The 22,796-nt window shown below is 49.7% G+C and carries 19 protein-coding genes; 17 read left to right on the forward strand and 2 right to left on the reverse strand.

Annotation, left to right across the window (positions count from 1 at the left end; all coding sequences use genetic code 11):
* Positions 1–42 precede the first annotated feature (42 nt).
* The 13 genes from gspD to ACJJI6_RS04900 all read left to right on the forward strand — a co-directional run bounded on the left by gspD (position 43) and on the right by ACJJI6_RS04900 (position 13,084).
* On the forward strand, positions 43–2,058 hold the full coding sequence (gene gspD, locus ACJJI6_RS04840; RefSeq protein WP_413665693.1) for a type II secretion system secretin GspD: 2,016 nt from the start codon (positions 43–45) through the stop codon (positions 2,056–2,058).
* Complete coding sequence (gspE, locus tag ACJJI6_RS04845) at positions 2,055–3,551, forward strand: type II secretion system ATPase GspE (protein ID WP_475712652.1); 1,497 nt, start codon at positions 2,055–2,057, stop codon at positions 3,549–3,551. The genes gspD and gspE overlap by 4 nt, the downstream gene beginning before the upstream one ends.
* Positions 3,552–3,553: 2 nt before the next feature.
* A complete protein-coding gene (gspF, locus tag ACJJI6_RS04850) occupies positions 3,554–4,771 on the forward strand; it encodes a type II secretion system inner membrane protein GspF (RefSeq protein ID WP_413665695.1) in 1,218 nt (405 codons plus the stop codon).
* Between the two features lie 267 nt (positions 4,772–5,038).
* Complete coding sequence (gene gspG, locus ACJJI6_RS04855; RefSeq protein ID WP_282932708.1) at positions 5,039–5,467, forward strand: type II secretion system major pseudopilin GspG; 429 nt, start codon at positions 5,039–5,041, stop codon at positions 5,465–5,467.
* 19 nt (positions 5,468–5,486) lie between these two features.
* Positions 5,487–6,053, forward strand: a complete 567-nt coding sequence (gspH, locus tag ACJJI6_RS04860) for a type II secretion system minor pseudopilin GspH (RefSeq protein WP_445358414.1) — start codon at positions 5,487–5,489, stop codon at positions 6,051–6,053.
* Positions 6,043–6,414, forward strand: coding sequence for a type II secretion system minor pseudopilin GspI (gene gspI, locus ACJJI6_RS04865; protein WP_444897205.1), 372 nt, complete (start codon positions 6,043–6,045; stop codon positions 6,412–6,414). Before gspH ends, gspI begins: the two co-directional genes overlap by 11 nt.
* A gap of 5 nt (positions 6,415–6,419) precedes the next feature.
* Positions 6,420–7,148 (forward strand): type II secretion system protein GspJ, encoded by a 729-nt coding sequence (locus ACJJI6_RS04870; RefSeq protein WP_445361941.1) that lies wholly within the window; start codon positions 6,420–6,422, stop codon positions 7,146–7,148.
* Between the two features lie 3 nt (positions 7,149–7,151).
* A complete protein-coding gene (gspK, locus tag ACJJI6_RS04875; RefSeq protein WP_444927724.1) occupies positions 7,152–8,153 on the forward strand; it encodes a type II secretion system minor pseudopilin GspK in 1,002 nt (333 codons plus the stop codon).
* A gap of 11 nt (positions 8,154–8,164) precedes the next feature.
* Complete coding sequence (gene gspL / locus ACJJI6_RS04880) at positions 8,165–9,508, forward strand: type II secretion system protein GspL (protein WP_475712653.1); 1,344 nt, start codon at positions 8,165–8,167, stop codon at positions 9,506–9,508.
* Positions 9,509–9,565: 57 nt separating this feature from the next.
* Positions 9,566–10,054 carry a type II secretion system protein M gene (locus tag ACJJI6_RS04885; protein WP_413665700.1) on the forward strand — a complete coding sequence of 163 codons (489 nt, stop codon included), beginning with the start codon at positions 9,566–9,568 and terminating at the stop codon, positions 10,052–10,054.
* Between the two features lie 184 nt (positions 10,055–10,238).
* The gene (locus tag ACJJI6_RS04890; protein ID WP_282932716.1) at positions 10,239–10,511 is read left to right on the forward strand and encodes an acetyltransferase; all 273 of its coding nucleotides are present in this window, start codon (positions 10,239–10,241) and stop codon (positions 10,509–10,511) included.
* Between the two features lie 109 nt (positions 10,512–10,620).
* The gene (locus ACJJI6_RS04895) at positions 10,621–10,824 is read left to right on the forward strand and encodes a DUF2788 domain-containing protein (protein WP_282932717.1); all 204 of its coding nucleotides are present in this window, start codon (positions 10,621–10,623) and stop codon (positions 10,822–10,824) included.
* Between the two features lie 46 nt (positions 10,825–10,870).
* Complete coding sequence (locus ACJJI6_RS04900) at positions 10,871–13,084, forward strand: hybrid sensor histidine kinase/response regulator (RefSeq protein ID WP_475712654.1); 2,214 nt, start codon at positions 10,871–10,873, stop codon at positions 13,082–13,084.
* A gap of 227 nt (positions 13,085–13,311) precedes the next feature.
* Here the strand turns inward: ACJJI6_RS04900 and ACJJI6_RS04905 are convergent, their stop codons facing one another.
* On the reverse strand, positions 13,312–16,449 hold the full coding sequence (locus ACJJI6_RS04905) for a TonB-dependent receptor (protein ID WP_475712655.1): 3,138 nt from the start codon (positions 16,447–16,449) through the stop codon (positions 13,312–13,314).
* Between the two features lie 291 nt (positions 16,450–16,740).
* On the opposite strand from ACJJI6_RS04905, the gene ACJJI6_RS04910 reads away from it, so the two are divergent.
* Both ACJJI6_RS04910 and ACJJI6_RS04915 read left to right on the forward strand, forming a co-directional pair.
* Positions 16,741–17,508, forward strand: coding sequence for a S1/P1 nuclease (locus ACJJI6_RS04910; RefSeq protein ID WP_475712656.1), 768 nt, complete (start codon positions 16,741–16,743; stop codon positions 17,506–17,508).
* A gap of 1,001 nt (positions 17,509–18,509) precedes the next feature.
* A complete protein-coding gene (locus tag ACJJI6_RS04915; RefSeq protein WP_413665704.1) occupies positions 18,510–19,082 on the forward strand; it encodes a hypothetical protein in 573 nt (190 codons plus the stop codon).
* 141 nt (positions 19,083–19,223) lie between these two features.
* Here the strand turns inward: ACJJI6_RS04915 and ACJJI6_RS04920 are convergent, their stop codons facing one another.
* Complete coding sequence (locus ACJJI6_RS04920; RefSeq protein ID WP_475712657.1) at positions 19,224–20,132, reverse strand: aldo/keto reductase; 909 nt, start codon at positions 20,130–20,132, stop codon at positions 19,224–19,226.
* A gap of 846 nt (positions 20,133–20,978) precedes the next feature.
* Between ACJJI6_RS04920 and ACJJI6_RS04925 the strand changes: the two genes are divergently transcribed.
* Both ACJJI6_RS04925 and ACJJI6_RS04930 read left to right on the forward strand, forming a co-directional pair.
* Entirely contained in the window at positions 20,979–21,365 is a 387-nt protein-coding gene (locus ACJJI6_RS04925; RefSeq protein ID WP_475712658.1) for a c-type cytochrome, read from the forward strand.
* A 5-nt stretch (positions 21,366–21,370) separates the two neighbouring features.
* Positions 21,371–22,765, forward strand: coding sequence for an FAD-linked oxidoreductase, L-gulonolactone oxidase family (locus tag ACJJI6_RS04930; protein ID WP_475712659.1), 1,395 nt, complete (start codon positions 21,371–21,373; stop codon positions 22,763–22,765).
* The last annotated feature ends 31 nt before the right edge of the window (positions 22,766–22,796 follow it).

Below are 22,796 nucleotides of genomic sequence, written 5' to 3' on the forward strand. Positions count from 1 at the left end.
ATTGTTTTGATTTTTTGAACATTTACTAGAGCCAGATAAATAATGATGAAGATGTTTTATCGACGGCTGCTTGCGGTCGGATTGAGTTTTTTTGTTTGTACTGCAACGCTGGCTCAGGGCCCGGAGCGGGTTACCCTTTCTCTCGACAATGCAGACATTCGTGATCTGATCAATTGGGCTGCTGATTTCACTGGCAAAAATATTATTGTCCACCCGAATGTTAAGGGTAAGGTCACCGTAGTTGCCGGTGACCCAATGACTCACAATGAAGCCTTTGATGTATTTATGTCGGTGCTTCAAGTCAATGGCTTTAGTTTGGTGGAACAGGGCGGAACCTGGAAAGTGGTTCCCGATGCGCTGGCCAAGCAGCAGGCGATACCTGTCGCAGATGAGACCACTCGAGCTCCTGCGGAATCCCTGGTTGTTCGCACGGTAAGGGTTGAGAATATTTCCGCTTCGCAGCTGATTGCTATGTTGCGCCCGCTGATTCCGCAAACTGGGCACTTGGCTGCCTATGCTGATACCAACACTCTGATTATTGCTGACCGCGCTGCGAATATTGACCAGATTATTCGCCTGGTGAAGCAACTTGACCGCGCCGGCGCTATTGATATTGAAGTGGTGCCGTTGATGTTTGCTTCTGCGAAGGAAGTAAAGCAAGTTCTTACCGATCTACTTCAATCGAGTGGAGGCAAAGCGGGTAAGGAAGTGCAACCACTGCGTATTTCTGTTGATGAACGTTCCAATAGTATTCTCCTGACCGGAGACCCTGTTACCCGCCAGCAGATTAAGACGGTAATAGGCCGTCTTGATGCACCGCTGGATGGCGAAGGCAACACCGCAGTTGTTTATATCCAGTATGCCAATGCAGCAGATCTGAAGCCTATCCTCGAGGGTATGAGCGGTAGTATCCAGAACACAGAGAAAGACCAGCAAGCGGCGAATATTGAAGTCAGCATTCAAGTTAACGAGTCGCTCAATGCACTCGTATTAACTGCTCCTCCCGCTCTCCTTGAAACTATGAAAGGTGTTATTGCCAGGTTAGACGTGCGCAGAGCGCAGGTTTTGATTGAGGCAATTATTGTAGAGGTAGTTGAAGGTACAGGTAGCGAACTGGGTATTAGTTGGATTGCTGGTTCCGGCAGTAATGCTGTTGCCGGTTGGAATAACCAGTTAGGTACGGATTCCGATGGGGAACCCAACCCATTTTCACTTCCTGTGACTGATTTGGTGGGAGCTGGCGCATTGCACCTGGGCTACCTCAGTGGCGGTGATATCCGTGCTGCGATTAATGCCGTAGCGTCGGAGAGCAATACCAATATCCTTTCTACACCAACAATTATGGCTTTGGATAATGAAGAAGCTGAGATTTTGGTGGGCCAGAACGTACCTTTTATTACCGGTGAACAGTTGCTGTCTGGTAGTAACGATGATCCGTTTACCACCATCCAGCGTGAGGATGTGGGTACCACTCTTAAAGTGATTCCCCGTGTGAATAACAACAATTCGGTAACTCTCGAGATCGAGCAAAAGGTTGAAAACGTTTTGTCTTCTGCTACGGCTGCAGCGGAAGGTGCGTCCGATATCGTTACCAGCAAGCGTGAGATCCGCACAAAAGTATTGATCGATGATGGCGCGATCCTGGTACTGGGTGGTTTGATGGAGGATCAGGTGAATGAAACCGTGTCCAAAGTGCCTCTCCTCGGTGATATTCCCGGCATTGGTCGCCTGTTCAGAAACACTGAGAAGAGTGTTAGCAAAACTAATCTGATGGTGTTCCTGCGTCCCAGAATCCTCAGCAGTCAGGTTGCTGGCTATGAGGAGACGCGCAAGCGCTACATGGATATGCAGCAGAAGCAAATATTCCTGAAAGACCGCACCAGCCTGATCTGGGATTGGCACCGCGGTGATGTACTACCTGACCTGATGCCGCCAACAGGCACCTACAACGAGAGCCCTGCGCCAGTAGATGGTTCTATAGATGGTGCTGCCATTGAATCAGTCGAAGAAGACGTGGATGTTGAGGTTGAGGTGTTGGAGGTAGAAGAAGCTAAATGACGGCTGAAACAGGAACAGGGACTCCAACAATTCGCCGCCTTCCTTACGCTTTCGCAAAGCGTCACAAGGTTCTGTTAACCGAGCAGGAAGGCAAACCCCTCTGCCAATATGTGGCGCCGCTGAGTCCATCAGCGGTTGCCGAAGTACAGCGCATCAGTGGTGCGGCTGTATCTTTGGAGGCTGTAGAGGAAGATGTTTTCCAGGGTGCTTTGCAGCGTCTGTATGAAAACAGGGAGGGTGGCAACCTCTCCGAAGTCGAGGGCCTGGGTGAAGACCTGGATCTTGCAGCGGTCGCCAATTCGCTGCCTGAGACTGAGGACTTGTTGGAACAGGAAGACGATGCACCTATCGTCAAATTGATCAACGCAATTTTTGCCGAGTCGCTCAAGCAGGGCGCCTCGGATATTCATATTGAAACCTTTGAGAAGCGCCTCGTCGTGCGCTTCCGGGTCGATGGTGTACTTCGTGAAGTACTGCAACCCCGGCGAGCTCTGGCTCCATTACTGGTATCCCGTATTAAAGTAATGGCAAAACTGGATATCGCCGAGAAACGCGTGCCTCAAGATGGCCGGATCTCCCTTTTGATGGCTGGCCGAGAGGTAGATGTACGTGTCTCCACCATGCCGTCATCGGCGGGTGAGCGGGTGGTAATGCGTTTGCTGGATAAGCAAGCGGGCAAAATGGACCTGAGTAAGCTGGGGATGGCAGATCGCGACTTGCGCGTGATGACAGACCTGTTGGGACACCCCCACGGCATTATCCTGGTGACCGGACCAACGGGCTCCGGTAAAACCACCACCTTGTATGCTGGCCTCGGTAGTATCAATAACCGTGAGAAGAACATTCTGACGGTCGAGGACCCGGTGGAATACAACCTGGAAGGGGTTGGGCAGACTCAGGTAAATACCAAAGCTGATATGACTTTCGCCCGGGGGCTTCGCGCGATCCTGCGTCAGGACCCGGATGTAGTGATGGTCGGTGAGATTCGAGATCTGGAGACTATGCAGATTGCAATCCAGGCGAGTTTGACCGGACACTTGGTACTTTCAACCTTGCACACCAATACCGCTTTGGGTTCGGTAACCCGTCTGGTGGATATGGGAATTGAGCCTTTCCTTCTATCGTCCAGCGTGATTGGTGTTCTTGCCCAGCGCCTGGTGCGAGTTCTGTGTCCTGAATGCAAGCAGCCTCATGTGGCTGACAGCAGCGAGCGTGAGGTTTTGGGCGTCGGGCCTGATGAGGAAGCGATCATCTATCGACCTAATGGCTGTGAAGAGTGTAATCACAGTGGCTATGTCGGTCGTATCGGTATCTATGAATTGGTGCCGCTCAACGAAGTGATGCGCCAATTGATCCACGATCGCGCTTCAGAGAGCAAGTTGGTTGCGGAAGCCCGCAAGCTTGGCCCCAGCATCCGTGACGATGGCGTAGAGAAAGTACTAGCGGGTAGGACCTCCCTTGAGGAAGTACTACGAGTTACGCAGGAGTCCTGATTGTGGCAGCTTTTGAGTATACAGCGCTGGCAGCATCCGGCCGCAAGAGTCGCGGTACGCTCGAGGCGGATAGCGCGCGCGCTGCGCGGCAGCAACTGCGCGCGAAAGGCATGGTGCCCCTGGAAGTCAGTGCAGCTACCGAGAAAGAAGAGAAGGGCGGCGCCAGCTTTCTATCTGGTAGCCCTGGGCTGAGTGTTAAAAACCTGGCCCTGCTAACTCGGCAGATGTCCACTTTGCTTCGAGCGGGTATTCCCCTGGAAGAAACCCTTGGGGCCATTGCCAACCAGACTCGCAACCAAAAAATCAAACGCGTGGTATTGGCTGTTCGGGGCAAAATTCTTGAGGGGCACAGCTTTGCCTTGGCCCTGAGTAGTTTCCCTCGGGCATTTCCCAAACTCTATCGCGCTACGGTTGAAGCAGGGGAGCACTCTGGTCATTTGGATGCGGTGCTGGATCGCCTTGGTGACTACACGGAAGGGCAGCAGCAATTTCGGCAGAAGGTGCAGCTGGCTCTGATCTACCCAGTTGTTTTGGTATTTATCTGTGTATTGGTTGTAACCGGTTTGATGGTGTACGTGGTACCTGATGTTATCGAGGTATTTACTGGCACCGGGCAGGTTTTGCCGCTGGCTACCCGCATCCTGGTCTCCATGAGCGATTTTATTTCTGCCTGGGGCTGGCTGGTGCCGCCGGCACTTGGGGCGCTCATTTTTGGTGCTGTGATGATGCTGCGGCGCCCGGCAATTCGATATCGTTTCCACCACCGTTTGCTGGAGCTGCCAATTATTGGCTGGATGATGCGGGGGACGCAGAGTGCTCGCTATGTAGGGACCTTGGCGATTCTTACGGGCAGCAGTGTGCCGCTGGTTCAAGCCATGGGTATTGCCGGTGGAGTAATGACCAATACCTTCCTTAAAGACCGACTCGATGCGGCTCAAAAGAGCGTGCGCGAGGGCGGGAGCCTTCGTAAAGCCCTGGAAGATGTAGGCTATTTCCCACCGATGATGATCTATATGATCGCAAGTGGTGAGTCTTCGGGCACTCTCGATGAAATGCTTCAGCGTGCGGCGGATTCGCAAGAGCAGGATTTGCAGGGTGCGGTAACTGCCTTTGTGAGCATCTTTGAACCTCTGATGCTGCTGATAATGGCTGCCATCGTGTTGTTCATCGTTATGGCTATTATGATGCCGATTCTGAGCATGAACGAATTGGTTGTTTAATGCTCAAATTAGATGTAGGTCGAAGAGAAATTGCGTAGCTGCTTCAGGAGGTTGGTATGAAATCCTTGCGCAACAGCGCCGGCTTTACACTGCTAGAGGCGTCGAAGATTCTTGTTGGGCTGGGAGCGGCAGTTTTGCTGGGCATGTTGCTGCTTTAGGCTGGGGAATCGTGTAATTTACTGATTTGGTGACTTTTAAATAATTGGGGTCACGAAGGGTATCGTGACCCTTGGGGTTCCCAGAATTAGAGTGAACTAGGAGAGAAAAATGAAAACCCTACGTAAAAGTGGTGGCTTTACCCTGATTGAAATTATGGTGGTGATCGTAATTCTCGGGGTGCTTGGTGCACTGGTTGTACCTAATGTTCTTGGCAAGACCGGCGAAGCTCGAATGAAAGCGGCCAGGGTTGACCTGAAAGCTATCGAGACTGCACTAGACCTTTACCGCATGGATAACTTTGTCTACCCCAGCTCTGATCAGGGCCTGATGGCACTGGTATCCCGCCCATCCGGCTTCCCCGAAGCGAAGAACTGGACTGAGCCCTACCTGAAGAAAGCGCCAAAAGATCCCTGGGGCTATGAATATCAGTACATCAGCCCAGGCAGTGCCGGTGCCTACGACCTATTCACCCTCGGTGCCGATGGCAAAGCGGGCGGTGAGGGCGAAGCTGCTGATATCTACGTTACTGACCTGTAACACCTGAAATTTGCACTTGATGTATAGCATCGGTCGAAGCCGTGGCTTTACGCTGATCGAACTGTTGGTAGTGATTGTCATCATCGCCTCTCTGGCTGGCATGGCGACTCTATCGATGGGGAATTCCGGCGGGCGCGTGTGGCAAAAAGAAGCCCAGCGCTTGTCGGCCCTTTTGCAGTTGGTTGCGGATCGAGCCCTGATTGACAAAATGCATTACGGCGTTGTTTTTGAACAGGGCACTTATAGCGTGGTGCATTTTGAGCAAGAAACAATGACCTGGTTGCCGATAGATTCGGTTGCGTCGGGGAGGCGTGCTGCGCGTTTTGCCACCCATGAATTGCCGGAAATTGTTCGCCTTGAAGTGATAACTGAGGCGGAGCTGCCGTCGACAGAATCCACGGAATTTGCAGAAGAGACCAATGAAGATCGAGTCGTTCCGCAATTTGTTGCTCTCTCCAGTGGAGAGGTACTTCCCGTGGAAGTTGCCATGTACCTTGTCGAAAATGGCAACGATGTTCGAGGTGCAACTATTTCTTACACCAGCCTGAACGGATTGCAGCTAGAGTGGCAGGCCGATGAATTTTAAGAGAGCCCAGCGCGGTTTTACATTGGTAGAAGTCTTGATAGCCCTGGTTATTTTTGGGGTTATTGCCGCCAGTGTTCTGAAGGCAATGCAGCGCAGTGTTGGCCAGCAGCGGGTGATGGAGGATCGCCTCTCGGCAAACTGGGTTGCCCAACAAGTGCTCTCCCAAGTCCGTGTGCAAACTCCTTGGCCTCCTTTAGGGGAACAAACAGATCAGGTGGTCCTGGGGCAAAGGGAGTGGGAGGTTAGTGCCCGAGTGGAGGCCACCAGTAATGAGCGCTTGCGCCATATCATTATTGAAGTAGGCCACCTGGATGCTGAGTACCCAACTCTGACCCTGGATGCTTGGGCTGCGGAGGAGTAACTGATATGTCTTTGCGCCTTCCCAGCCAGTCGGGCTTTACCCTCATTGAAGTCCTCATAGTTTTAGTTCTTGTCGCCATTATCAGTGTCGGTTCCTTTTCACTGTTGGGACTCTTTTTTGACACCGAAGAGATGGTGGACCAGAGGGCCGAGCAGCTACGTCGCTTTTCTATGGCGATGTACCGTATTGACAATGATTTTCGCCAGGTAACTGCCCGCGCTGTTAAGAATGCCTACAGCGGTTATGAGCATGCGTTACGTGGTGATGAAGACGAGTTGGAATTTACACGCCTTGGTGCGGCAAATCTCACCGGGGAACCTCGGGGCGAGCTATTGCGTTTGAGTTATAGCATCGGATACGCCGAGGATCTTGAGATCGACTCCCTGACCACCGGCACTGGCCGGGAGGGCGAGGACGATATAGGTGGGTTATTACTGCGCAGTCGCTGGCAGGTCTTGGATCGGTCTCCCGATTCTGCGCCCATCGCCGAGCCTCTGCTAATGGGAGTCGAAAGTTTAAGCCTTCAATACCTGGACCCAGACACTGATGCCTGGGTTGCCCAGTGGCCACCGATCAGTTCGGACGGTTCCCAAACAGAAGCGGATATACGGCTTCCGCAAGCTATTGAATTTGTTATTGTCACTCGGCAGTACGGGGAGGTCCGTCGTGTCTTCCAGATACTGGCAGCGGAAGACAGTTCCTCTGCTGACGACGATGATGATGACGGGCGTTAGGCGATGAAAGGTAGAAAAATGCCGAGGTCGCTGGCTCGTCAAAAAGGGGTGGCTCTGATTGTTGTACTGCTGGTGATGGTGATTGCCATCGCGGCGGTATCCCACGCTATCTTGCGCGATCAGATTGCGATTTCCCGCAGCGGTGCACTGTTGGCCAACACACAGTTGGCAGAGTTTGTTGAAGCGGCAGAGGCCTGGACACGGGTAGCGCTGTTGGAGGATTTCGAGGAAGACCAGGAAGAGGAGGAAACCGCAGACCATGCCTTGGAGGCCTGGGCATTCCCAGTTCTGCAGTTCAATCCTGATAATGGCAAAATTCGCATGAATATCAAAGACTTACATTCATGTTTTAACGTGAATAATTTGTCTGATAGCAGCGATAGTGATCAATTCGAGATCTTCCAGCGCCTGGTGAATAATGTTACCGGCAAGTCTGACCTGGCCAAGTCAATTGCGGATTGGGTGGACGATGGCGATACCCCGCGAACCTCGGGGACAGAGGATGACGGCTACCTGGGAAGGGAACTTGCCCACAGAACACCGGACATGATGATCACTGATATTACTGAGTTGTCATCGGTAGTAGATATGGAATTAGAGGACTGGGAGAAACTTGTGCCTTTCCTTTGTGCCCTCCCGGAGACAGGAACCCTGGTGAATATCAACACGGCTTCTGAGGAGTTAATCGAGGCGATTGAGCCTTCCGCAAGTGTTTCCAAGTTGGTGCAACTTCGCGAGTCGGGTGGTTATATCAGTGACTCGAGTGAATATGCAGATTATGAAATCGCTAACTCGGGGCCTTTTACTTTTCAAAGCCAGCACTTTCTGGCGCGAATTGCTGTCCAACTCGGAAGCGATGGCGAATACAGGCAGTATTGGGAGTCCGCCCTGGTTCGGAATAGTACAGATGGCAAGGTTCGGGTGCGCCAGCGCCAGCGCCGGGCCTTTTCTGGTCAAATGATGCAGGAGTTGCTCGAGTACGAAAGCACTGAAGAGAGCGAATAGTTAGAAATTGTATGTTTAAAAAGAAAAGCATTAACGAGATTGAAGCCCCTACAGCGCCTCCTCAGTCGTCTCTGGTTCTGCTGCGGCTGAGCGAAACTGCTGACTTGACTCTGCGCCTGCATCAGTGGCAAGAGGGTAATTGGCAACAAGTAGCCTTGGATTCAGAATTTGCTCAGGCATTTAATCCCGAATTTGAAGCTGTCGAAGAGCGGCCTGAATTCCCTCAGCTCAACCTCCCTGATGGCGCCAAAGCGCTACTGATGGTGCCTGGTAACTGGGTATGGAGCGGTCTCGAAACTATACCTAAGGCAGCTCGTCGCCAGGCTAGTGCTATTGGCTATATGGTTGAGGAGCACTTAGCCCAGGATGTCGAGGACTTACACTTTGCCTGCAGGCCCCGCACCGGTGATCTCTGCAGCGTATACGCCATTGATGTTGAAAAAATAGAAGCGCTTCACTCCCAGTTGGAGCGGCTCCAGTGGCCACTGGCTGCTGTAGTGCCGGAGTATGAATTACTTAGCTTGATCGAAGGTGACATTCGCCTGTGGCTCGATGGCGGCCAAGCGCATATCTGGAAAGGTGCAGGGCAGGGTCTAACTGTTAATCGCGATTTTTTACAACCTCTTCTCGGTTCGCTATTAGTTGATGAAGGTGATGAAGCCGAAGGCGAAGACGATTCAGAAAGCGGCGAGCCGATCGATAACAAACAGGTAGTACTGCTGGGGGCTGGTGAGCAGGATGGGCTGCTGATTGCTGAGTTGGAATCCCAGTTTGGCAATGGCTTACAGCTGAACCAGCGCTCAGCGGAAGAAGTCTTTATTGAGCGGTTCAAGTTGGGACTGCTAACAAACTTGCTAACTGGAGATTACCAGTTATCGAGTAATAAAAGCGCTGCGGTTTGGTGGGTGCGCCCGGCTAAAGTTGCTGCCGCTTGTTTTGTTATCCAGCTACTGTTTTTTGTCGGTGCCGGTGCTTTTTATCAGTGGAAGGGCAATCAGGCTGAAGACCAGGCCCGGGCGATGTTTACGGAATTGTTCCCGAATACTCGACCGTCTGCCCAGATGCGCCGACAGCTTGAAGGTTTCCTGAAAGGCGCGGGTAATCAGGGGGGTGCTTTCTCTACCCAGATGCAGCAGTTGAGTAAAGTCTGGATTGCTCACAAAGGGGGCGCATTAAAATTGCAGTCCCTTCGTTTTGATGGCCAGCGTGGAGAAATGGTGTTGCAGCTTCAGGCAGAAAACCTGTCTGATCTCGATGCATTTGTCAGCAAGCTATCTGGCGGTGGGATCAAGGCGGACTTGTTAGGTGCGAACGAGTTGAAAAAAGGCGTTTCAGGCCGTATTCGCTTACGTTAGAGCCAGCGGTTTATATAAAGCAGCCAGGCGTAAGAAGAGATTGGTGGTAGCAATATAATGAAAGAACAGATCGAACAGTGGCGCCAAAAATGGCAGGCACTTCCGCCCAATGACCAGAGAGCCTTGGGTCTGCTGAGTATATTCGGAGCCGTAATTTTTATTGTTTATGGCCTGTATTCTCCGGCAAAGGGCTTCTTTGATGAGTCCCGCTTGCGAGCGGAAGAAAATCGTGAGCTGGTTAACTGGATGGAGGGCCAGCGCCCAACGCTGGAGCGAATAAAGCCCGCAGGTGGTGGTGCTGGTGGTGCTTCAGGAACTCTTCTGCAGCGCGTTACTGGTGCGGCCAAACAAAACCAGATTGTGATTAAGCGCTTTGAGCCTGAGGGTGAAAACCGCATCCGATTGTGGATTGAAGAAGTCCGTTATCAGGATTTGCAACCCTGGTTGAATCGCCTAATGCAGGAGAAAATGGCTGTTCGCACGATTAATCTGGATGCCCTTGCGGATGAAGGTATGGTCTCCGCTCGATTGACGATCGAAGGCTAGTAACCTCCCTACTGACAGGCTCGAATATAGAACTCGGGCCTGCTTCTCCCCGGTAACCACCTCTTAAGCTCACTCTGTCATCGGGCTCCCAATCGTGTGCACCCTCACAGAAGTCGGGTGGTTTTAGGCGGAAATGTCATCTTTAGCCCTATAATGGATTAGTAACGAGGAAAAAGGTGCCACTATGCTTTTTAAAGACATATCCACCAAGCATTTGGTAGAAGTGGCTGATATCGTCACACTTTCGAATCCCTACGAGCTGACTGTGGTAGGCCGTTATTTGTGGGGTGAAGAGATTCAGGACCCAGAAGTCTTCGATAAAACTGACTTATGCTTCCTCTCTGGTGAGCCACTTCCTAGATGCTGGCATGACAGCCGCTACCGCGATAAAGAGGTTCGCAGGCTTCGTTGCGGCACTCACGCTTCAGAGGATGGCGACTACTATCAGGGCGCTTGAATTTATAGTTTTACCAAATGGTACGGTGGTCGACTAGATTTTGCCAATGACTTACCAGTTGCCCTTAAGCACTGTACAATGCGCGCCAATTTTTTAAGCGAATGCACGCATGACATTTGAGCAGTTTGAAGAGTATTCCTTGTGGTTGGGAATCGGTGCACTAATTCTATTTATGGTGTTTATTGTTTGGAACCTGGCAAAAGACTCCAAGGCTGGTAGATTTGGGACATTTATTCTGTTCCTCGCTCTGGGGCTTGGATTGCTGGGGTTTCTAATAAAGACCGTTTTGGTTGAAGTACTCGGGATAGGCTAGGGAGCTTCAATGGCACCGGATACCCAGTCTCTCAGGGAAGGTCGCAATGTCTATATTTGATCGCCCTGAACTCAAGGTTCAAAAAGACAGACGTATTTGCCGCGCAACTGATATGCGTATCGCCAAATATACCCGGCGCGGCATGGTGCTCTCCCTTTTTGCATTTCTAATCGCAGCCTCTATTGGCGACATGCGCCTAGAAGCTCCGCGCCTGTTATTAACAATGGGAATCGGCCTGGTAGTACTAACCCTGATTAGGGGCTACTACGTTTTTCGCTTCGACCACCTGTATGGCTCGGGACCAAATCGTTGGCGCAATCGTTACTTCCTGTTCTCGATTATCGGCTCAGCCTGGTGGGGCATTACTTTATTTTACTTTGTCTATTTAATGGGGTTTGCGCCTGAGACCCACTTCCTGTGGATCTACTCGGTAATCTTTTGCTCCAGTGTCACCACCGTATTTTCTCCCTACCATCGTTTCCTGACTTGGTTCACAGCAACCTCACTACTGCCAGCAGCGCTAATGGCACTGTTCTCGGGCATGATCCTTGGGACCATCTACGGGACTCTCACCCTCGCTTTTATTTGGCTGACCGCCCACCAGGGCCGTCGCGAATCGGAGAACTATTGGGAGCGTCTGTCTGCGATGCAGGAGCTGCAACAGAGAGCGAGTAGCCTGGCTGCAGCCCGCAAACACTCTGAAGCTGCAGTTGAACTGACCAATGAGTTCATAGTTAATATCGGACAGGAATTCCGCAGTCAGCTGTCTGATTCCCTTGGTGCCTTAGCGCTGCTCGAAGCTGAGCCATTGAGTGACCGTCAGCGCGAATGGGTAGAGCTGGCCAAGGTTGCCAGTAGCCAGCAACTCAAACTGGTTGATAATGTGGGCTTGTTTACCCGGGTGGCTCGCAAAGATATTCGGTTGCGCCAGGGCCCCTTTAACCTAGTTAAGACTGTAGAAAAATCATTCAAGTTTGCAGCGAGAGCTGCCCACAGTCAGGAGTTAGAATTTAACTTCCAGATTGATGACAATCTCCCGGTGATGGTGACAGGGGATAATCGCAAGACGGCCCAGCTGATTCGCAATCTGGTGGACTCCGCTACTGGCATTGCCCAAAGAGGCGAGCTGTGGGGTGAGGTATCTTATAACCCGATCACCACGGTAGAAGGGCAGCTCTCGATCACTTTGATGGATGATGGGCGCGGTGAGATATTGCCGGACGAGAGCGAACTTTTCGGTGCCTTCTCCCGTATGGATACCACCCAGGTAACTACAGGTCTCGGACTCTCGATTGCTAAAGGCCTAGCCGAAGCAATGGGCGGTTACCTTCAACTGCATTCAACCCCAGATGGCAACCGCTATCAGGTGGTGATCAAGTATTCCACCGAGCCAAACCAGCGAACCTACCTCACACCGGACAGAAAGATACAGGATATTGAAGTCCTGTTAATTCATCAGAAAGGCCTGTTTATTTCAGGTCTGGTGCAGGTGCTGCGTTCTTTTGGGATGGATGTAAAGTCGATCCGCTGGTGTGAAGGTTGTGAGTGCGAAGTCCAGCAGCTGCTTCGCCAAGCGGTAGAACGCAACCAATTGGTAATGATGGCACCGGCAATGGGGGATTCGACTCTTTTCGACTCCATTACGCCTTTCTTTGAAGAGTCCCAAGAAGCTGGTGAAAAAGAGAGTCGCCTGGTATGCCTGGGCGGCTTTGGCCAGAAAAGTGAGTTTGCTCACTTGCAGCAACTCTTACCATCGGCACAGTATCTGAGTCGACCGGTGACCCGTAAAGAACTGCACGATGCATTAGTGGGATTACTGTTTGGCGGTGCGAAAAGAAGTTGTCGAAGAGTGGTTACCGGTGGGGCGGATCAGCCGCGTCACTACTCTTTGTTGTTGGTGGAGGAGTCTAGGCCTCATCAATGGGTGACTGAGGAAATGCTTCAGGCCCTGGGTTACCAGGTAGATATAGCGGTAGATGCGGATGATGCTTTAGTTCGCTTGTCTGAAGGTCATTATGATTTGGTGTTAGTGGACTGCCAGCAAAATACGGATCATAGTGCGCAGATTATCGAGATACTGCGTCGCTGGGAGTCTGAGCACCGCCCGGATGATCGCCTGCCTATTGTTGCTGTAACCAGTACTACTGAAGAGCAATTTGAGGGCCGTTGCCTGGCAGCAGGTATGGATGATTTTCTGACTAAGCCTCTGAGCAAGGATCTTCTTCGGGAAACCTTGGCGCGTTGGCTGGGTAGTGCTTAGCTTACAGATCCTGCTTTGATATTCAGTATAAAAACCGCACTTCAGTGCGGTTTTTTTATTTCCCATTTACTCAAGGTGGGCGTCTTGTGGCTTTGGAAGTTGGGAAAAGTGCTATTCCAAAGACTCATTATCAGTCGCTATTGAAATGATCGGCACCGAGAAACGGTTTTTGATTAGGGAAATAGGAATGGCCGCAGCAAATGCTGCGGCATTCGACAAAGTGTGGGTTAGAACTCGTAGCGAATTCCCATACGAGCACTCCATAGAGAGGCATCGGTCACTCGGGTTTGCCCCGCTGGATCCAGGAATTCCTCAAATACGTAGCGCCCTTGGTCATCGATACTGGCCGTTACCGCTGACTGATAGCGAGGGAATCCGCCCTCATACATAACACCCCATTCGTCATTCAGTAGGTTGCCCAGGTTTTCAATAACAAAGTACGCATTAACCCGGTCTTCCGCGCGCCACCCCGGTAGTTGTTGGTCGATACGCAAATCGAACTTGGTCCACCAATCACTGTTAAGTGAATTGCGTTCCATAGTCCCGCTATCCAGGTCTTCAGAGTCAACCCAGGCGAAGAAGGCCTCAGTATCGAAGTCATCTGCAAATACAACATTGGCATCATCGGTGCCCGTGGGTACGTAGAGTAGGCCTCGACCCCAGCCCGCATCACCAAAGATCTGATCACCAAACGTGTAGCTGTAAGGAATGCCTTCATTGGCAGAACCAAACAAGGTGAATCGTGTTTCGTAGCCTGAGAAAAACTCTTGGGTGTAATCCAACTTCAAAGTGAAGCGATGGGGAACTACATAGTTTGATGTTGCAGTGCCTGGATTCTGTGCATCAGCGGTAGCGATTTTGGTGTAATTGGAGTAAGCCACTGAGCTGGTCATGGGGTTAACATCTTCAGCTTCGGTGAAGGCATAGCCAAGGGCAATACTCAGGCCAAAATCAAAAGACTTGCTGAGGCCGAGAGAAAGTACGCTGGAATAACCGGAGTCGCCATCCACATTGGTCAGCATGAAGTCTTCGCTGCGACCATTGGCACTGCCGTAAATCGGGCGCCCATCAGCAGTCGAGTCAATTTGCTCAAGAGAGATATCTTGAATAATTGCGGCATCTTGATAATCGCTGTACAAATAGTCTATAGATGCTAAATAACCGGATTCAAATTCGTAGCTACCGCCGATTGCATACTTCCAGATGGATGGCAGTTCAAAATCCGGATCCATCAGGTTGACCCCACCTACAGAACCATCACTATTTGCGACCATATCATAGAGGTCTTGTGGGATTTCATAGATCGGATCGCCGTTATTGGTCCAGTCCATATCAAATAGGGGGGTGCCGCTTCTATCTTGGGCTTCGATTTGCAGAACACCATTATTTGAGTAGTTATTGGAAATCCATACATTGGGATTCCCACCGGAGTAAAGGCCGATACCACCGTGTAACTCCAGGCTATCGTTAAGGTTCCAGCTCAGGCCCAGGCGGGGCTGTAACAGGTCCAGGCCATCCATATTGTGCTGGTTGGAAAAGCCATAAGTAGAGGTTATGTCTGCGTTAGCTACTGGCTTGTCATCACTGCTATAGCGGTCGTAGCGAAGTCCCGCAACCACTGTCAGGTCTAGATTTGCGAAGGTGTATTCGTCCTGTGCGTAGAGTGTATCGATGCTGTAACTGAATTCAGCGGCGGCGTCTAAAATATGGTTGGTGCCAGCTGCATTCTCATAAGTAATACGGTTGGCAGTCCCAGCTTCAAAATCTTCGATGCTATCGAAACGGTATTCTCCTGCAGCCTCCTGTATAAACAGGTTGTAGACCTCGAAGTTTTCATGTTCATAGCCGGCGGTTATGTTGTGTTCACCCAACAGCAATTTACCGGCGAGCTTAAATGTCAGGTTTTCATAGCTCAGCTTGTTGGCATGGCGAGAATCATCAGCACCTAGATAGACTGTCGCACGGGAGTCATTGCCGTCGTTGTCATGATCGTTGTAAGTGGTGATTTGAACTTCACCAAAATCAGTTCCGCCCAGGGAGTTTTGGCGGTTGTCCAAATCGGAGTAGCCAATTTTCATCTCTGTAGAAAATATGTCACTCCAATCAGAGAAAAGCTGTGCCACATAGGAGTTTAATTCGGCTCCGCGCTTGTAGTAGTGGTTGGACAATTCCAGCTCATCGGGGTCACTGTCGGCCTCGGCTATAGAGAAACCGTCGTTGTAGTTGTAAGTAAATGCAGCGCGGTGGTCGTCAGAGATATTCCAATCAAGTTTCACCAATAGCTTTTCGTCTTCTTCTGGAATACTGGTGGGTAGGCTTCCTGGATTGTAGCCATAGACTTCGTTTGAAATACGAACAATCTCATCGAGCTGCTCCTGGGAAACCCCCTGGACTTCGGTGGCAGAACTACTCCCTGCCGGCCCCCGGTCAAAAGTGGCAACGCCTTCCAGCTTTTCATAGGCAGCAAAGAAAAAGAGTTTATCTTCGATAATGGCTCCACCGAGAGTTGCGTTGTAGCGCTTCTCATCAAAGCTGGCCACATCGATATCGTCACCTTCCAGGGAGTCACCACGGAAACCATCATCGGTGTAGTCGTAGAAAAATGAACCGTGCCACTCATTGGTGCCGGACTTGGTCACTGCGTTGATATTACAAGCGCTGAAACCGCCGTACTGAACATCGAACGGCGCCAGTTCGACGGCGACATGATCGATAGCATCATACGAGAACGGCATACGTTCAGTGGGGTAGCCATTGCTATTCAGGCCGAAGTTGTCATTCATGCGTACGCCATCAACCGTAAGGCTATTGAAGCGAGGGTTAGCGCCGGCGCACTGGATAGCATCAACATTGGCTTCATCCACATAAACTCGTGGATCGAGACGTAGCACATCCTTGATATCGCGATTAATGGAAGGGGCGCTGGCAAGGTCGTCACTGTTAAAGTGCGAAGATGGACCTACAGCTAAGCGGGAGGTGCTGAGCGCTTGTCCTAATACGGTTACTTCTTCCAGATTGCTAGTGCCGAGGGTTAGGCTCAGAGGGAGAATATCACCAACGGAGAGGTAGATATCTTCAATAACTCGCTGGCCTTCCTCGGAATCGATGGTGACGGTGTAGGGGCCACCCACTCGCAGGCCACTCAGGTTAAATTGCCCCGCGTCGCTGACTTCTACTTCACGGCGGCTATTGGAGGGGGTGTGAACCACTGTTACAGTCGCATTGGTAATTGCTTGACCGTTACTTGCGGAAATAGAGCCGCGAATGCCGGCTGCAGTTTCCTGTGCCTGAGATACCTGCGCCATACTGGCAACAGAAAAAATCGCCGCAGATAGTAATACGCGCGGGAACAGAGAAGGTTTCATAGCGTTTTCCTGGTCTAAAGAATTGCCAACTCAAGTGGCCCAAGTAATTATCGAGTTTTGCTCTTGCAACTTAGGTTCCAAGTTCCAGTGGGGACTGTTATGTGATTTTTATTGGGTACTGTCTAAGAGCTGAAGCGATTATGTAGTGCACATATAAATAAATTATTACAGCCGTGAACTTGTCACATACTGGCGTTAAAGTACGCAGCAAATTCACTCTGGCGGACATGCCCAATGAGCATACGATTGATAATTGCCCGTATAGCAGTTGCACTATTTGGACTCACAGCTATGACACAAGCACACGCTTGGGGAGATGATGGTCACAGGGTCGTTGGAGAAATTGCATGGCATTACCTGGACCCGGAGGTAGCCGCCGAAATAGAGTTGCTCCTTGATGAAGTCGGTGAGCCGCACCTAGCTGAATCCACAACTTGGGCTGATCGAATTAGGTCTGATGAGACTTATAACTGGGCTGCGCCGCTTCACTATATAAACTTGTCTCGAGACTGGTCTGCTTATGTTGAGGAGCGGGATTGCCCAGCTGCAGGATGCATATTGAAGGCGATTCAAAGATATCAGGAAGTATTGGCCGATCGCTCGCGCACCAAGACGGAGCGTGCAGAAGCACTGATGTTTATTGCCCACTTTGTTGGCGACCTTCATCAGCCATTACATACCGGATTATTTTCAGATAAAGGGGGTAATGATGTGGAAGTCCAATTCTATGGGGTCGAAACGAATTTACACGCGCTCTGGGACATCCATATGGTCGCCCGTTTGTTTTTAGACTGGCAAGATTACGCTCAGGAGCAAACGGATAAAATTAGTGCGGCTGAGAGGCAGATCTGGCAGTCTACCTCGGCCGAAGTTTGGGCCCGGGAGTCTCATTACTTAGCCCATGGTCTCGCCTATACCAGCGAAACACAACTTGGGGAAAAGTACTTTCTGCGCTGTCAGGGCTCCCTTGAAAAGCGTTTGCAGCAGGGGGGAGTTCGCCTGGCCTCTGTTCTAAACAGTGCACTTGGTAACCCTGCGATCGATGTGGCTAATAAGTAAATTCTTTCTTGGGGCTCGCCTGACTCTACGCCATTGATGTGGTGAGCCAAAAGTGAAGTTTCAAAATCAGTCGAATTATCCTCTTTTATCTTTGTTCTCTTGATGTCTATTGGTTAATTAATTGGAATATCATCAATTTGTCCGATAAGCAGTTGGTAATTGCCTAGAACTGTAGATATGTAAAGTTATCTATTTCGAAAGATAGCTGAAATTTGCAATCATTATCCCCATTTAAATGTTTGCTCAAGTAAGTAGGGGGGAGTGAAATCTTTAGCGCAAGTAGCTCGTGAGTAATGCGATTGAGCAGGTTGGGTAGGGAAAGTTAAACGTGATTGTGGATGAGAGAAAGGATCTTTAGAGTGGCTTCACCCCCAGCCTTTTGAGTCTTCCTTGTACAGCTGTGCCTATAAAAGGAGTCCTTTATGCGGGAGTTTTTAGTATGTGAGTTCTCTTATGGTTGTTGTTTTGTAATTTCCTATTAATTTTCATGATTCAACTATACTTGGTGATAAGCAAATAATATCTAATAACTGCTTTATATCTTTTCTTATCTTGAGTTTTACTATGGACCCATTGGGTTGTTTGCGATTCTCTGATAAATTTTAGAGGATACATAACTCCTATTTTACTTTGCCTCTCAGTTACCCCTTCTCTTCAGCTTGAAATATTTGCCGTGTTGACACGGTAGTACCAGATTTGGTATCAAATAATCTCGAGTTATATAGAAAGTCTGTCAATTTTCATTAGGTCCTGAGTAATAAAAATAATAATTCAGTGGCTTTAGCGATGAATTGAAAGAGTTCTTGAATTGTCAAAATATTAAATAACAATTTTGGCAAAAAATTTCATAGTCGTTATGGAGGATGTGGGCGATGAGCGGAAGAGGTTTTAATCCTAGGTCGTGTGGAGGATACTTTGCAGGTATTTGTTTTGTATCCAGTTTGAGGTCATACGGTTCTCTTTTTTCCAGGTTTTACGCGCAGTGGTGGAATAATGGTGGGGTGGAAAGTTCTCTGGGTAGAACATGGAATGGTCACACGGCATTAATATCAGGTCACAATGGTGTTATCGATACTATTGTAGGTTGGGACCCCAACAGTTCTTGGGATGCATTTAAAGGCTCAGTGGGCGGGCGTCACAATAGTATGAGGCCTATTGCTGGACGTTGGCGTGATGACACAGGGATGAATGCAGACCCAACAGCTCAGTATTATGGCCTGCAAGTTAGCCAGACACAGCATGGTAATTTCAGAGATTTTTTGCAGCAAGATCTTTTGGGTACCCAGGGTTTCGGGCCCCACCTCAATAATATCGGAGTCTCATACCATTATGCATTTGCCCCAGGGAAGTGGATGGAGCGTTTGAGTTCCCTGGAAGGGAATAATAATGGTCAGCTGCAAGTCATTTCCAACTGTTCAGATGCTGCCTTCCATGTGCTTGCAAGCTTTCTTTATGAGTGGCGAAAGGCAAATCTGGTAACCGAACTGGCATCTTTTATGAATAATGGGGATGAGAAAAATAAAAATATGTCCCAGGGGCGCTTGATGCAGTGGTCAAGCCAGATGGGGCCGTAGAGCAAATATACTTATCTGGTTGATGGGTGGTGTAACCGAATTAAAGTTACACCACCTAATAATTAAGCAAGAGGTTAGTCTTAATAAATTATTTTTTGCGTAAGCCAAGTAATCAATAATTTGTTAGGCTGAAAACTGGATCTAGGGAACTTCAATCCCCTTAGAGGCGGTCCATATTCTATACCACTGTTCTCTACTCAAATTGAGTTTCAGGCTTTCTATCGCCGACTGAACGCGCTCAATTTTTCCCGTCCCCATAATTGCTAGGGGCTTGGAGGGAAAGCGTCGTACCCACGCATAGATTACCTGGTCAATACTGGCTGCCCCGATTTCCTCCTTGATATCTTCCAGGGCGATTCGTAACCGTGTTGCCTGGGTGTTTGATCCACTAAAAATTTCCCCTCCAGCTAAGCAGGACCAAGCCATAGGATGAATTCTATATTGCTGCAGTTGATCCAGAGTTCCATCCTCCGCAGCGCTAAAATTGATAGGATTAATCTCGACCTGATTAGTCACCAGTGGTGAGCTCAGGCGGGACTGCAACAAATCAAATTGCTGGGAGGTAAAGTTGGAAACGCCGAAATGTAATACCTTACCGGACTTCTGCAGTTCGGCGAATGTGCTGGCAATTTCATCTGCATCCATCAAAACATCAGGTCGGTGAAGAAGCAGGATGTCGATGTGCTCTACACCGAGGTGGGCTAAGGAGTTATTAACCGAGTGCTGAATATGTTCAGCGCTGGAGTCATAGTACTTAACTTTCCTGTTTGGATATTTTTCAGAAAGCAATTTGATATTGCATTTGGTGACAATCTCGATGTGATTGCGAACAGATCTATCCAGCTTAAGGGCCTCGCCGAATAACTGTTCGCAGGAGTAATCTCCGTAAATATCAGCATGATCTACGGTGGTAACCCCTATGTCTATATGTTGCTTTAGGAATGTCAGGCGCTCCTGAGGGCTTAAATTCCAATCACTCACACGCCAGTAGCCTTGGATCAACTCTGACAGTTCTGGTCCTTTTGGAGAAGCTAGCACTCTATTAACCACTGAATACCTACCTGATCGAAAAGCATTAGGGTATTCCTGTTCCTGTTGATACTCAACGCCTAAAGTAGAAGGGTAGGCAGCCCAAAGTCGTCATCGGTGTCATAAATGTCATTGAGTCATGTTGATCGTTGAGCTAGCTGACAACTGAAACCGGAGCAATTTTAGAGTCATTTCTCAATGCCCTGATGTTCTGAGGATCACTAAAGAGGCTTGGGCTTTTACCTTCACAGGAGCACCGCATGGTTAGTACGAGGAAAAAGTTTCCGGCTGGTTGATAATTACTTACTCAATTTTGATGTTATTGATATCCAGCGCAATATTGTTATTCCTATGCGCAGTTTTTGGGAATTCAATTTTGAGTATGCCATTCAATATATTCAGTCTTATGGGGTTGATGATAATACTGTTTGCGTCTTTGAATATTTTGGGGGGCTTTGCTGGCATTGCTGTCCTTTTAGATAAAAGGTATGCCCCAGAATTAGCTTTAATATTTTCAACAGTGAGTGTACTAAATGTTCCGCTGAGCACTTTGGTCGGCGGTTTCTATTTATGGCTATATATTCGTAAATATAAATAGCTCTTTTTGATGCTTGCAAAGCCTGTCTACTGTTAACAAGAGTCATTTTATCTCTGTAATAAATGCTGATTTTAACTTCGAGATGTGCATAGGCTTTGGTTCTCTAAGTGGTACGCAAATAAATTACGATAGAAATAATTGAGAACAGGCAACTCAAGTAGTTGTTTTAGCAGTCATCATGATTAACAATAGTGCCAGCGATATGTACACGATAGCTTTGGCAATAGCCAAGAAGAAATAAACAACAATAATGTAGTAGGTGTACGCATATGGAACTGGAAGTCTTGCGCCGGAGCTTTAAGCTCTTGTCTCTTTTTTTGGTACTAAATGTCATTCAAGGATGTTCTGAGCCTCCACAGGATAGTGAAAAAAGCCGGGCAATTTTGACCCAAAGAGCGCTGTCTCTTGCGCCCGCTGATCCGGAAATCGCTGAAATATATACTCGCACTTGCCGCAGCTGTCACAGCACTGGCGCCAGCGCCGCCCCCCTTACCGGAGATTTGGCCAACTGGAAGCCCCGTATGGAGAAGGGGATGGATGTGTTGGTGGAAAATGCTATCAATGGGTTCCAGGGTATGCCGCCACTAGGCCTTTGTTTTGAGTGCTCCCCCGAGCAGTTTGAACAGTTGATTGTCTTTATGGCTACAGCGGAGTAAAGGATATGGGGTTCAATCGTCGCCAGTTTATTAATTCTATTGCGATCGGCTCCGCATCATTAGCGGCCGCGCCCATCTCATCAGTTGCACGCACCTTATTGCAAGCTGCAGCCCCACCGACAAAAAAAGCGGGTGTTCGATGGCGGAACTGGTCTGGTTCACAAGAGTGTCTGCCGGCCCATCGTCTGGCACCCAAAGATATTCCTGCACTGCAAACGATAATTGCGGAAGCGCAAGGTACGGTCAGGGCGGTAGGTGCGGGTCACTCCTTCACTGCACTGGTACCCACTGACGACACAATTATTTCATTGGGCCGCATTACTGGCGTCGCCGACCACGATTCCGACAAGGTCCAGGCGACAATCTACGCTGGCACCCGTGTAGCAGACATTGGCCAACCCTTAGAGGATATCGGTCAAGCGCTGATTAACCAACCAGATATCGATGAGCAGACTTTAGGTGGTTGCCTGGCAACCGCGACCCATGGAACCGGTGCAGGCTTGGGTTGTATGTCCAGCTATGCAACGGGTATGGAACTGGTGACCGCAGGAGGAGATACGCTCTGGTGTGATGGTGAGCAAAACCCCGAGGTGTTCGCGGCAGCGCAAGTATCCCTTGGCAGCCTGGGTATGGTGACCAAGGTGCGTATGCAGAACCAGCCCAGCTACCGTTTGCGGCGTGAATCTTGGGTAGCGCCCCTGGAAGAGGTGTTGGATCAGGCTCCAGCACTGGCAGAGGCCAATCGGAACTTTGAATTTTACTATATCCCGTTTTCTGGGATGTGCATGGCTGATTCCCACCAGCCGACCACAGAGGAAATCTTCTCTACGGAGCGGGAAGATACTAATGAAGCAGTAATGACCCTGAAATCTGTGCGGGACTGGCTGGGTTGGTCACCGAAGTTGCGTCAGTTTGCGCTGCAAAATGCGATGGAAGATATCGAGAGGGAAGTCGTTGTCGAGTCCTCCTGGCGGAATTACGCCAGTGAGCGAAACGTACGTTTCAATGAAATGGAGTATCACTTGCCCCGCGAGGGCGGTTTGAAAGCCTTCGCGGAAATACGTCGAACGATTGAGGAAAATAACCTGGATGTTTTCTTCCCTATCGAGGTGCGTTTCGTTAAAGCTGACGATATCTGGCTGAGTCCGTTTTATAAGCAAGATTCCGTGTCCATCGCCATACACCGCTACTTTGAAGAGGACCACCTACCGCTATTTCAGGCCATTGAGCCCATTATGCGCAAATATGGGGGCCGCCCGCACTGGGGCAAGTTAAACAAGCTACAAGGCTCGGACTTTGCCGAGCTCTACCCTCAGTGGCAGGATTTTCTTGAGGTTCGCCGAGAGCTGGACCCCAGTGGTAAGTTCTTAAACCCCTATCTGAAAACGCTTTTTACCTGAGCAACGCTGCTCAGCAGTGAACCCTCAAAGA

The sequence above is a fragment of the Microbulbifer maximicatervae (SeqCode) genome (genome assembly GCF_056232625.1).